Consider the following 11,619-nt stretch of genomic DNA (forward strand, 5'->3'; position numbering starts at 1 on the left):
CCCCACCACGAAAGGCACATCCGCATGAGTGAGCAGCAGTTCCGCATCGTCGTCGGTTCGGACGACGCCGGCTTCGACTACAAGGAAGTCATCAAGGCCGACCTCGCGAAGGACCCCCGCGTGGCCTCGGTCGTCGACGTGGGCGTGGACGCCGACGGTCACACCGCCTACCCGCACGTCGCCGTCGACGCCGCCCGTCTGGTGGCGAACGGCGAGGCCGACCGCGCGATCCTGATCTGCGGCACCGGCCTCGGTGTCGCGATCGCGGCGAACAAGGTCCCCGGCATCCGCGCCGTGACCGCGCACGACTCGTTCTCGGTGGAGCGCTCGATCCTGTCGAACGACGCCCAGGTGCTCTGCATGGGCCAGCGCGTCGTCGGGGTCGAGGTCGCGCGCCGGATGGCGAAGGAGTGGCTCGGCTACACCTTCGACCAGACGAGCGCGAGCGCCGAGAAGGTCAACGCGATCTGCGCCTACGACGGCTCCGCCCCGGTCGGGACCGACGCCTGATGCCCGCGACCACGGCGGCCGCCCCGGTGACGATCGGGGTGTCGCTCAAGATGTACTTCTCGCACGCCCGGACGCTCGCGTGGGCGGCCGCCGTGGCCGACATCGCCCGGAGCCACCCGGCGGTTCGGTCCGGCGCGGTCGAGCTCTTCGTGGTGCCGACGTTCCCGTCGCTCGTCCCGGTCCGTGCGGTGATCGGTGACGCCCCCGTGACGCTCGGCGCCCAGGACCTGGCGTGGGCGGACAGCGGCGCGTTCACCGGCGAGGTCTCCGGTGCGGAGCTCCGTGAGATCGGGGTCGACCTCGTCGAGATCGCACACGCCGAGCGACGCGAACTGTTCCACGAGACGGACGACGAGATCGCCGGCAAGGTACACGCGGCGTACCGCAACCACCTGCGGCCCCTGGTCTGCATCGGCGAGACCGAGCGCGCCGCCGACGGCGACCCCGCGGCCGCGATCGCCGAGGTCACCGCGCAGCTCGACCGGTTCCTGGCGACCGCGACCGCCGACGACCTGGCCGGACCGCTCATCGCCGCGTACGAACCGGTGTGGGCGATCGGCGCCCCGCAGCCCGCGCCCGACGAGCACATCGTCGCGGTCCTGGCCGGCATCGAGCAGCACCTGGCGACCCGGCCGGAGCTCGCCGGGTCCGTCGCGATCTACGGCGGCAGCGCCGGTACGGGCCTGCTGACCCGCGGTGCCGGACGCATCGGCGGCCTGTTCCTCGGCCGCTTCGCCCACGACCCCGAGGCGATCCGCACGATCCTCGACGAAGCCGAGGCGCTGGCCGCGACGCAGGACGGAGCACCGGCATGACCTCCCTGCTCGGCCTCTCCACCTACGCCTACTTCTGGCGCATGTCCGACCGCGTCCCGTCGCCGCTGTCCCTCGACGACGCCCTGCGCGACGCCGCGACCCACGACGGCGTCGACCTGTTCCAGATCTGCGACCACCTGCCGCTCGACACCGCGACCGACGAGCGCCTGGCCTCGATCCGGTCCCTGGCCGCCGACCTCGGTCTCACGCTCGAGGTCGGCACCCGCGGCACCCGGCCGGAGCACCTCGCCCGGTACCTGCACGTCGCGCAGCAGCTCGGCGCGACGCTCGTGCGGAGCATGTGGACGAGCGGTGACGACCAGCCCGACGCGGCCGAGACCGAACGACGCCTGCGGCAGGCGCTCCCCGCCTACGAGCGCGCGGGCGTGACCCTCGCGCTGGAGACCTACGAGGTCGTCGCCACCGCCGACCTCCTCGCCGTCGTCCAGGCGATCGGCTCCGACCACCTCGGCATCTGCCTCGACCCGGCGAACACCGTCGCCCGACTCGAACACCCGGCCGACGTCGTGGCGATGACCGCCCCGCACGTCGTCAACTGGCACGTCAAGGACTCCGCCTTCACCCGCTCACCGGGCTGGGTCGGGTTCCAGTACACCGGCGTCCCGATCGGCACCGGGGTCCTCGACCACGACGCCGTCCGTGCCGCGGTCGAGCCCGACACCCGGGGGATCAACCGCGTCATCGAGTTCTGGTTGCCGTGGCAGGACGAGCACGCCGGCGCCGAACCCCTGCCGGGGGAGACCCCCGCACAGACCACCACCCGCATCGAAGCGGCGTGGACCGAACACACCATCGAGTACATCAGGAGCAAGGAATCATGACCGACACCGTCACCACCACCCACACCGTCGCTGCCGGATCCGGCACGGCCGACGTCACCGTCGCCGTGATCGGTGCCGGCGGCAAGATGGGCACCCGCGTCTCGAACAACTTCGCGAAGAGCGAGTACACCACCCTGTACAGCGAGGCCTCGCCCGCCGGGCAGGAGCGCATCCAGGCCCTCGGCCGCGAGATCACCGACAGCCTCGACGCCGCGAAGGCCGCCGACGTCGTCATCCTCGCCGTCCCGGACGTCCTGCTCGGCACCATCTCGGAGCAGCTCGTCCCCGTCATGAAGCCCGGCGCGTCGATCCTGACGCTCGACCCGGCCGCCGCCTACGCCGGTCTCCTCGCAAAGCGCGAGGACATCCACTACGCCGTGGCACACCCGTGCCACCCGTCGGTGTTCCTCGAGCGCACCACCAAGGCCGAGTGGGACGACACCTTCGGTGGCATCGCCGCCCCGCAGGAGGTCATCGCGGCCTTCGACGCCTCGGAGTCGCTCGGCGACGAGGGCGACCGCGCCAAGGCCGTCGCCGAGGCCGTCATCACCACCATGTACGCCCCGGTCATCCAGGTGCACTGGGTCACGGTGAAGCAGCTGGCCGTGCTCGAGCCGACCCTGGTCGAGACGATCGCCTGCATGATCGGCGACTTCCTCAACGACGCCCTCGAGGAGACCGTCACCGGTGTCGGCGTGCCCCGTGAGGCCGCCCGCGCCATGCTCTACGGCCACACCTGGATCGCGCTCACGAACGGCCTGCGCGGCTCGAACCCGTTCTCCGACGCCTGCCACATCGCGATGGGCTACGGCCGCGAGAAGCTCATCAAGGAGGACTGGAAGCAGGTCTTCGACGACAGCGAGCTCGACTCGGTCATCGCGAAGATGCTCAAGATCGACGCCGTCCGGCGCTGAGCCGCACCGCCACCGACCTCCGCGCCGACCCGTCAGCGCGCCCGGACCGGAACGCCCCGCCGACCCCCTTCCGGCGGGGCGTTCCCCGTGCCGTCGGCGGCCACGAACCCGCGCGGCCCCCACGCCTCCGCCAGCGTGATCGAGGCCACGCCCGGCACCGTCAGCGCCCGCACCGCGTCGACGAACCACCGCTCGGCGGCCGGCGTGTGCTGCGCCGGGTCGGTCGCGTCCGGAACGGTCTCCGGCCCGTACCCGTGCTCGACGGTCGCGTCCGTCACGACCCGGGTCGGCGCCGTCGCCACCGCGTTGAACCGTGGCCGCAGCGTCACCGGTCCGACGTGCAGCGCCCTGCCGGCGGCCAGCCTGGAGGCGCTGCTCACCACCCAGCGCTGCATTCGGATCGACTGGGTCACCTGTTCGGGCGACCGGTCGTGCATCTGCGGCGTCACGCTGCAGGTCAGGGGGCCGTCCCAGCCCGAGAACACCGCGATCGAGCGGTTCAGCTCGGTGAAGTGGGCCCGGGTACCGGCGACCGCCTCCAGCGCGCCGACCGCTGCCACCGCTTCGCGCAGTGCCCGCTGCAGCGCCGGCGTCGTCACGTGGGACACCGGGTCGAACGCCCCGACGCGAGCCACCGGCCCGCCCGCGAGCACCGCGTCGATCGCCGCGCGCAGCAGCACCGGTTCGTCGGTGACGAACCGGACGTCCAGGGGAGCGCCGCCCGCGTCCCGCCGGGCCGAGGCGAGCACCGCCTCGACGTTCGGTGCCCCGAGGACCGGTTCGACCAGGATCGGGAACCCGCGGAGCAGGTCGGCATCGTCCGGGCGCGCAGCGACCGGTGCCGAACCCGCGAGCAGCTGGAGCGTCGGCGACGGCGTGACCACGGCACCGGGACCCAGCCCGTCGAGCGCCGCGAGGTCGGGGGTGGGGGAGGCCGCGCCTCCCGACCGGGTGCCCGGAACACCTGCCGGACCGACCGCCGTCGCACGCAGGGTGAGCCTCTGCCGGACCGTCGTCCCCGGCGTGATCGCGACCGGGAACGGCTCGGCGAGGGGCGTCGAGTACGTCTTGAACGAGGCGTCCGTCCAGTTGCGCTGGTCCTCGGTCTCGAACACGTCGCCGGTCAGGTCGAGCGACAGCGCGGTCGCGCCCTCAGCCCAGTCGAGCCCGGCGACGTCGACGGCCGGCTGGTGCGGCGCGATCCAGAACGGGAACGCCGTCACGGTGCTGCCACCGGACGGATGCCGCACCGTGAGCGGCTGCCCGGCCAGGGTCGGCGGGTGCAGGACGACGAGCCCGACGCGGTTGCGGCGGAAGGCCCGCGTGACCGTCCCGACCGCGGCGACCCGCAGGGTGTCGTCATCGAGCGTGACTGTCAGGACGGTGCGCACAACCTCGGCGCCGTCGTACCGCGCACTGGTCTCGATGCGGATGCGGCCCTCGTCGCCGTCCACCGTCCGTGTCGACACCGTGTCGTCGGCGGTGCGCCAGTCGTGGTCGCGGACGACGAACCGGACGGCGCGCAGGACGAGCCCGCCCCGGAACGTGACGTCGGCGAGTTCGGCTCCGCGCAGGGCCAGACGCCAGGGCCCGACGGACACGATCTCGTCGTTCGACATCGCAGTCATGGTGCATGCCTAGCACCGGTCAACCGGTTGGGCAATGATGGGGGTGACGGAGCAGCGCTGCTCCGAGGACGGAGTCCCACATGACCGCACGACTCGACGGCCGGACCGCACTCGTCACGGGAGCGGGATCCGGCATCGGCCGCGCGATCGCCGACCGCTTCGTGGCCGAGGGGGCGGCCGTCGTCTACGCCGACCGCGACGCCGACGCAGCCGCCGGTGCCGCTTCCGCAGCCGGCCCGACCGCGATCGGCCTGACGATGGACATCGCCGACGAGGCGAGCGTGGCCGCAGGGTTCGCCGATCTGGCCGAGCGTGGTGCGAGACCCGACGTGGTGGTCGCGAACGCCGGTGTGCAGCTGTTCGGTCACGACGCGAAGGTCGCCGACCTGTCGCTCGAGACCTGGGACCGCACGGTCGCGGTCAACCTCACCGGGACGTTCCTGACGATCAAGCACGCTGTCCGGGCGATGCTCGCGGGCGGCACCGGCGGGTCGGTCATCGCCACGGGGTCGCCGACCGGCCTGAACGGTGAGGGCGCCGACTTCGCGGCGTACTCCTCGACCAAGGGCGGCATCCACGCACTCGTCCGGGCGACCGCGATGGCCTACGCGCGGGACGGCATCCGGGTGAACACGGTGGTGCCGGGCTACACCGAGACCGGCCTCGTGTCGGCGATCTCCGGCGACCCCGAGGCCCGTGCGGCGATCGTCGCCCGCACCCCGCTCGGTCGCCCGGGCACCCCCGACGACGTCACCGGCATCATGGTCTACCTGGCCAGCCCGGAGTCGTCCTACGCCACCGGAGCGGAGTTCCGCGTCGACGGCGGCATGACGAGCCTCTGACCCGCTCTGGAAGCCCGGTGCGGCCCCGTCAGGCCGTGCCACGCCCGCCGTTTGGCCGCGGAACGCAGCACGTGGTTCCGCGGCTCCCGGCACGCGTACCGTCCGTCGCGATGACCGAATCACCCACCACCACCGCCCCGTCGAACTACGAGTCCGCCGACGGTGTGGACCCCCTGCACGTCACCACCTACCGACAGGTCCGCAAGGCCGCCCGCCGCGGACACGCGCTGCCCGGTGACGCCGGAGAACCCTCGCTCGCCGACCTCGTGAACGCCCGGAAGAACGGCACCGCCGACTCCCGCTGACGCAAGCTCACGATCCGGTCTCGACGAGGTCTCGATCGGGACACGACGACGCGAACGGCACGACCGCGCTGCCACGATGTCGTCCATGGTCTCCTTCCGGTCCGCACTGCCCCTCGTCGTCGTGAGCGCGGTCCTCGTGTCCGGCTCGCTCGCCGGTTGCTCGGCCGGTGCCGACGCAGCGGCGCGGCCGACGTCGACTCCGAAGGCGACCTCGGAGACCTCGGACGCCCAGCCCGCGGGCGGCGCGACGGACCCGATGGAGGAGGACCGGAGTGCTGCGGCGATCTGCGGCCAGATCAGTGCGCTGACGACCATCTCGCTGAACGCGACGGTCGGGCGGAGCCAGGGCGATCTCTCCGAGGCGCAGTACCAGGCACTGATCGCGGCGGAACGCTTCGGCTACGAGCACCTGTCGAGCAGCGACGAGGAGCTCGACGACGCGATCGACTACGCCCACGAGTACATCGACGCGCACCCCGCACCGAAGTCCGGGCCGGCGCTCGAGATGACCCCCGAGTGGGAACTCGTCGGCCGCACCCTGAACACCGCGTGCCAGCGGGCCGGGTCGAACGTCGTGGGCACCGCCCAGTACGGCGGCTGACGACCCCGATCAGGCTCCCGTGACCGCCGTCACCAGCGCGTCGAGCGCCCGGTCGAGCTCCGGCATCGTCACCGCGCCGTAGCCGAACACGATGCCCGGCGGTGTGCTGCCGGGAGCGAGCCCGTACTCCTCGAGCGACGCGACGAGCACCCCGGCGTCCGCCAGCCGACGCGCGATCTCCGCCCCGGTGGTCGGACCCGACCACGTGACCACCGCGTGCAGCCCGCCGTTCAGGGCACGGGCCTCCAGGCCGACGACGCTGCCGAGCCGAGCCGCGATCCGGGCCCGGCGGTGCGTGTAGTCGCGTCGCACCCGACCCAGGTGCCGCCGCAGCGCACCCGTCCGCAGCAGGTGCACGAGCGCGGCCTGCACCGGTTCGGCGACGACCGCGCCCCGAGCCCGACGAGCGGCGAGCACCGCCTCCGTCACCGGGGAACCCGTCGCTGCCACCGTCGGCAGCACGACGTACGCGCAGCGCAGCCGGGGGTCGAGGGTCTTCGAGAAGCCGCCGACGTGCAGCACCACGCCCTCGGCGTCGAGTGCGGCCAGCGCGGGCACGGGCGCGCCGCGGTGCCGGAACTCGGAGTCGTAGTCGTCCTCCACCACCACGGTGCCGGTGGCCGCGGCCCAGGCGAGGAGCCGCCGGCGCCGGGCGACGGGCATCACCGATCCGAGCGGGTACTGGTGCGTCGGGCTGACCAGGACGGCGTCGACCGGTCCGGCGGCTTCGAGTGCGTCGAGGTCGAGGCCGTCCTCGCCGACCGGGACGCCCACCAGGGACCCACCCGCACTCGTGACCGCACGGTGTCCGGTGCGGTAGCCGGGGTCCTCGACGGCGACGACGGGAGCGCGACCCAGCAGCCCCCGCAGCGCCTCGGTGACGAGCGACAGCGCCTCCGAGGTCCCCGCGGTCACGAGCACCCGGTCGACCGACGTCGTGAACCCGCGGGTCAGGCCGAGCTGGGCGACGACCTGTGCGCGCAGGTCGGGGGAGCCGAGCGGGTCCGCGATCGCGTTCCGGAGCGGTGCCGACGCCGCTGCGTGCCAGGCTGCCCGCCAGTCCCGCTGCGGGATGGCGGTGACAGCGGGGATGCCCGGACGGCAGTCGATGAGCGAGGACGTCGGGTCCGGACCGTCCGGATCGGGGGAGCGGGCGCCGACCGGAGCCGAATCCGGCGTCATGCCCGCGTCCACCGTCACACTCGCCGCGACCCGGGCGAGGGCACCGTGCCGCGTCCGCAGGTACCCCTCGCCGTCGAGCTGCTCGTACGCCGCCACGACGGTGCCCCGGGCCACCCCGAGCTCCGCCGCCAGCGCCCGCGTCGACGGCAGCGGATCGCCCTCGCGCAGGGTGCCGTCGTGCACCATCCCGCGCACCCGTGCCACCACACCGGACACCTTGCTCGACTGGTCCATCGTGATCGCCCCGATCTGGTCCAGGCACTGGACCACTGCTGACCCTAGCGTGACGACATGCCCACCTCGAGCCCCGAACCCGAACCGACCGCCGACGACCCCTCGCTCCGCGTCCGGCGCCTGCGCGACCGCCAGTCCGACGACCCCGCCGTCCTGCACGCGATCCTCGCCGAGGCGCACCTCGCCCACGTCGGCATCGTCCGCGGCGGCCACCCCGTCGTCCTGCCGTTCCTCTGCGCCGTCGGGGACCTCGGGGACGGTCCCGTCCTGCTGCTGCACGGCTCGACCGGTGGTGGGCTGTTCCTCGACGCCGGGGCCGAGGGTGTCCCGGTCGCCGCCACCGTCACCCACCTGGACGGCCTCGTGTTCGCACGCTCCACCAACGACAGTTCGGCGAACTACCGCAGCGCGATGATCGCCGGGCGCGCGACCGTGGTGCCGACCGACCTCCGCGCCGAAGCCCTCTGGCAGGTGGCGGACCACCTCATGCCGGGCCGCCGAGCCGAGGTGCGCGAGATGACCGCGAAGGAGGTCCGCGCCACCCAGGTCCTCCAGCTGCCCCTCGACCGCGCGAGCGTCAAGGTCCGAGCCCACGGTGTCGGCGAGGACCCGGCGGACGGTGAGGACCACTCGGTCTGGGCGGGCGTCCTGCCACTCGCGGTCCGCGCCGGTGTCCCGATCCCGGGGGACATCTCGGGGGACAGCCCGGTGGACGCATCGGTCGTCGCGCTGTCGGCTCGCCTCGACCGCCTGGCGGCCGACCGGGAGGCCCGGATCGCCGCCGTCATGCGGGTCACGCCGGTCTGAACCCGGGTCCACCGCCGCGGGCCGGCTCCGGAACGCCCGTGCGCGCCGTCGGAGCGGCCTGCGAGCGGTGCTCGTTCCTGTGACCAGCTGCAGGAACACTCCGGCGCTGCCCAGCCGCGAGCACCGTCGTGACCAATACGTTACTTTCCGGACCGAGTGGTCCCGACCCGGAAGGACCCATGGGACGCCACACCCTGCCTGCAGCAGCCGACGACCGTCAGCCCGCGCGAACGCACACGCACCCCGCGGTCGACCCCGCGCCGCTGACGCCGGACACGCAGCAGTCCCGTCCCCGTGGTCGCCGCTCGGCCCTCGGCCCCGCGGCCGCCCGCTCCACCTTCGTCGAGCACCCGAAGCCGGCCCGGACCGTGCGGATGCAGCCGCGTCCCGCCCCCGTCGCCTCGTCGGCCGGCAGTGCGGTGCTGAGCCGGACCGCCACCCTGCGGGCCGAGCGCGCCGTCGACCCGCGGCACATCCGCCGTTCCGCGAACGCGAAGCGCGCGGCGATCCTGCTCGCCCCCGCGATAGCGGTGACCTCGAGCCTGACGCTCGCCCTGCCCGCGAACGCCGACACCCTGCCCGCGGACACCCGCTCGGGCACGACCACGGCGCAGGCCGCCCAGACCTTCACGGTGGCGCACGACGTCCAGGTCCCCGTGGTCTCCACCGACGGCATGACCACGACGACGACGATCGTGTCGTACCCGACGCTCGACCTCCGCTTCGGGGTGACGACCGCGCAGGCACAGTCCGCGTTGTCCGCCGCACTCTCGGCCGGCGGCGACCGGGCCACGATCGTGCAGACCGCCCTGCAGTACATGGGGGACCCGTACGTCGAGGGCGGCGCGAGCCACGCGGGCATCGACTGCTCCGGGCTCACGATGGTCGCGTACCAGGCGGTGGGGATCCAGCTCGTGCACTACGTGCCGACGCAGGACGCCGTCGCCACTACGATCCCCGAGTCCGAGGCGCTCCCTGGTGACCTCGTCGTGTACGACGACGAGGACCACGTCGGCCTGTACCTCGGCCAGGGACTCGTCCTGCAGGCACCGCACCCGGGCGAGGTCGTCGACATCGTCCCGATGTACTCGGCGGCGCACCACTTCGCGCGCGTTCTGCCCGCCGGCAGCTGACCCCGCCGGCCGTGGTGCGGCCCTGGTGGTGACCAGCAGGACCACCCGGACGGGGCGTCCCCACCGATCACGGGCCTCCCGTATCCTGGAGTGATGGCTTCCGACACCCGCACCCCGTTCGAACAGCAGCAGTCTGCTCGTCCGCAGGTGCGCCCGCGCACCGAGGGCTGGAAGCAGGCCACCGACACCGACGGTCGCCCGCTCCTGCAGTTCGCGTCACCGAAGCGTGGCAAGCCGCCCGTGCACCTGGCCGACCTGACGGCCGAGGAACGCGAGGCCCGCGTGAAGGAACTCGGCCTGCCCGGGTTCCGCGCCAAGCAGCTCGCGACCCACTACTTCCAGCACTACACGTCCGACCCGGCCAAGATGACCGACCTGCCCGCCGCCCAGCGGGAGCAGCTCGTCGCCGGGATGCTGCCGCCGCTCCTCACCGAGACCCGGCGGCTGGCGACGGATAACGGCGACACGATCAAGTTCCTCTGGAAGCTGCACGACGGCGCCCTGGTCGAGTCGGTCCTCATGCGCTACCCGGGCCGCATCACCCTGTGCGTCTCGTCCCAGGCCGGGTGCGGGATGAACTGCCCGTTCTGCGCCACCGGCCAGGCGGGGCTGACCCGCAACATGTCCACCGCCGAGATCATCGAGCAGATCGTCCGGGCCAACGCCGCGATCGCCGCTGGTGAGCTCGGGGGCGATCCCCGCAAGGGCGGCAACGACCGCGTCGACGCCGAGCGCGTGACGAACATCGTGTTCATGGGCATGGGGGAGCCGCTCGCGAACTACAAGCGGGTGATGGACGCCGTGCGGTTGATGGTCGCGCCGCAGCCGAACGGTCTCGGCATGAGTGCCCGCGGCATCACGGTGTCGACCGTCGGCCTGGTGCCGGCGATGCTCAAGCTCGCGGACGAAGGGATCCCGCTCACCTTCGCGCTGTCCCTGCACGCTCCCGACGACGAGCTCCGCGACGAGCTCATCCCGGTGAACTCGCGCTGGAAGGCCGACGAGGCGATCGACGCCGCCCACAACTATTACGTCAAGACGGGCCGTCGTGTCTCGATCGAGTACGCGCTCATCAAGGACATGAACGACCACGCCTGGCGAGCGGACCTGCTCGCCGAGAAGCTCAACAAGCGCGGCAAGGGCTGGGTGCACGTCAACCCGATCCCGCTCAACCCGACGCCGGGCTCGGTGTGGACCTCGTCCGAGGTGCACGTGCAGGACGAGTTCGTCCGCCGACTCAACGCCGCCGGCATCCCGACGACCCTGCGCGACACCCGCGGCAAGGAGATCGACGGGGCGTGCGGGCAGTTGGCCGCGGCCGAGTAGGTCGGTCCTGTTCGTTCAGTCGGGAGGCACGGTGCGGGTTCGCACCGTGCCTTCCGTCGTTCCCGGGGTCGCGCTCACCCTCGTCGATCCCCGGAAACCCGGGGGCCACGTGCCGTTCACCCGACTGCGACACGCCCGGGAGGGACGACGGTTGGCAGGGCCCCTGGGGCGTGTGTAAAGTAATCACTCGTTGCCGCTGAGGCGGAGAACGGAACGGCCGAGACGGTCACAGGGTGCAAGCCCTGGATGCGCAGTCCGGACGGGGTCCCGCTCAGGCAACATCCCCCCGAAGAAGTCGAAGTAATTCGGCGTGTCCGACGGTGGAACAAGACGAATGCCTCTCTGGCGGAACCTTTCGTGGGTCGAGCGGGGAGTGCGTCTGGTCCTTGAGAACTCAACAGCGTGCACATTGTCAATGCCAATTTATTGATTGACCTCGTGCCTGGTCGGCTTGCTGACTGGGTCATGAAGCAATTCCTT

The 11,619-nt window shown here is 72.5% G+C and carries 12 protein-coding genes; 10 read left to right on the plus strand and 2 right to left on the minus strand.

The features are described 5' to 3' along the window. The first annotated feature begins 24 nt into the window (after window positions 1-24). Genes BIU91_RS14655 through BIU91_RS14670 form a run of 4 tightly spaced genes read left to right on the plus strand, consistent with a single transcriptional unit; the run spans window position 25 to window position 3,081 of the window. Window positions 25-510, plus strand: a complete 486-nt coding sequence (locus tag BIU91_RS14655) for a ribose-5-phosphate isomerase (protein WP_071406070.1) — start codon at window positions 25-27, stop codon at window positions 508-510. Further along, entirely contained in the window at window positions 510-1,325 is an 816-nt protein-coding gene (locus BIU91_RS14660; protein ID WP_071406071.1) for a triose-phosphate isomerase family protein, read from the plus strand. Before BIU91_RS14655 ends, BIU91_RS14660 begins: the two co-directional genes overlap by 1 nt. After that, window positions 1,322-2,167 carry a sugar phosphate isomerase/epimerase family protein gene (locus tag BIU91_RS14665; protein ID WP_071406072.1) on the plus strand — a complete coding sequence of 282 codons (846 nt, stop codon included), beginning with the start codon at window positions 1,322-1,324 and terminating at the stop codon, window positions 2,165-2,167. Before BIU91_RS14660 ends, BIU91_RS14665 begins: the two co-directional genes overlap by 4 nt. After that, entirely contained in the window at window positions 2,164-3,081 is a 918-nt protein-coding gene (locus BIU91_RS14670) for a phosphogluconate dehydrogenase C-terminal domain-containing protein (RefSeq protein ID WP_071406073.1), read from the plus strand. Before BIU91_RS14665 ends, BIU91_RS14670 begins: the two co-directional genes overlap by 4 nt. A gap of 32 nt (window positions 3,082-3,113) precedes the next feature. On the opposite strand, the gene BIU91_RS14675 is transcribed toward BIU91_RS14670, so the two are convergent. Then, on the minus strand, window positions 3,114-4,709 hold the full coding sequence (locus tag BIU91_RS14675) for a hypothetical protein (protein WP_139196501.1): 1,596 nt from the start codon (window positions 4,707-4,709) through the stop codon (window positions 3,114-3,116). A gap of 80 nt (window positions 4,710-4,789) precedes the next feature. On the opposite strand from BIU91_RS14675, the gene BIU91_RS14680 reads away from it, so the two are divergent. From BIU91_RS14680 to BIU91_RS14690, 3 genes are all read left to right on the plus strand, one after another. Continuing rightward, the gene (locus BIU91_RS14680) at window positions 4,790-5,551 is read left to right on the plus strand and encodes an SDR family NAD(P)-dependent oxidoreductase (RefSeq protein WP_071406075.1); all 762 of its coding nucleotides are present in this window, start codon (window positions 4,790-4,792) and stop codon (window positions 5,549-5,551) included. Between the two features lie 110 nt (window positions 5,552-5,661). Continuing rightward, the gene (locus BIU91_RS14685; protein WP_071406076.1) at window positions 5,662-5,856 is read left to right on the plus strand and encodes a hypothetical protein; all 195 of its coding nucleotides are present in this window, start codon (window positions 5,662-5,664) and stop codon (window positions 5,854-5,856) included. An 85-nt stretch (window positions 5,857-5,941) separates the two neighbouring features. Beyond that, a complete protein-coding gene (locus tag BIU91_RS14690; protein ID WP_071406077.1) occupies window positions 5,942-6,457 on the plus strand; it encodes a hypothetical protein in 516 nt (171 codons plus the stop codon). Between the two features lie 9 nt (window positions 6,458-6,466). On the opposite strand, the gene BIU91_RS14695 is transcribed toward BIU91_RS14690, so the two are convergent. After that, window positions 6,467-7,909 (minus strand): PLP-dependent aminotransferase family protein, encoded by a 1,443-nt coding sequence (locus tag BIU91_RS14695; RefSeq protein ID WP_084741316.1) that lies wholly within the window; start codon window positions 7,907-7,909, stop codon window positions 6,467-6,469. A 21-nt stretch (window positions 7,910-7,930) separates the two neighbouring features. Between BIU91_RS14695 and BIU91_RS14700 the strand changes: the two genes are divergently transcribed. The 3 genes from BIU91_RS14700 to rlmN all read left to right on the plus strand — a co-directional run bounded on the left by BIU91_RS14700 (window position 7,931) and on the right by rlmN (window position 11,139). Beyond that, on the plus strand, window positions 7,931-8,680 hold the full coding sequence (locus tag BIU91_RS14700) for a pyridoxamine 5'-phosphate oxidase family protein (protein ID WP_071406078.1): 750 nt from the start codon (window positions 7,931-7,933) through the stop codon (window positions 8,678-8,680). A gap of 179 nt (window positions 8,681-8,859) precedes the next feature. Next, window positions 8,860-9,813 (plus strand): C40 family peptidase, encoded by a 954-nt coding sequence (locus BIU91_RS14705; RefSeq protein ID WP_084741318.1) that lies wholly within the window; start codon window positions 8,860-8,862, stop codon window positions 9,811-9,813. A 93-nt stretch (window positions 9,814-9,906) separates the two neighbouring features. After that, the gene (gene rlmN / locus BIU91_RS14710) at window positions 9,907-11,139 is read left to right on the plus strand and encodes a 23S rRNA (adenine(2503)-C(2))-methyltransferase RlmN (RefSeq protein ID WP_071406079.1); all 1,233 of its coding nucleotides are present in this window, start codon (window positions 9,907-9,909) and stop codon (window positions 11,137-11,139) included. Window positions 11,140-11,619: the final 480 nt, after the last annotated feature.

It is taken from the genome of Curtobacterium sp. MMLR14_002 (genome assembly GCF_001864975.1).
In the GTDB taxonomy this organism is placed as follows: Bacteria; Actinomycetota; Actinomycetes; order Actinomycetales; family Microbacteriaceae; genus Curtobacterium; species Curtobacterium flaccumfaciens.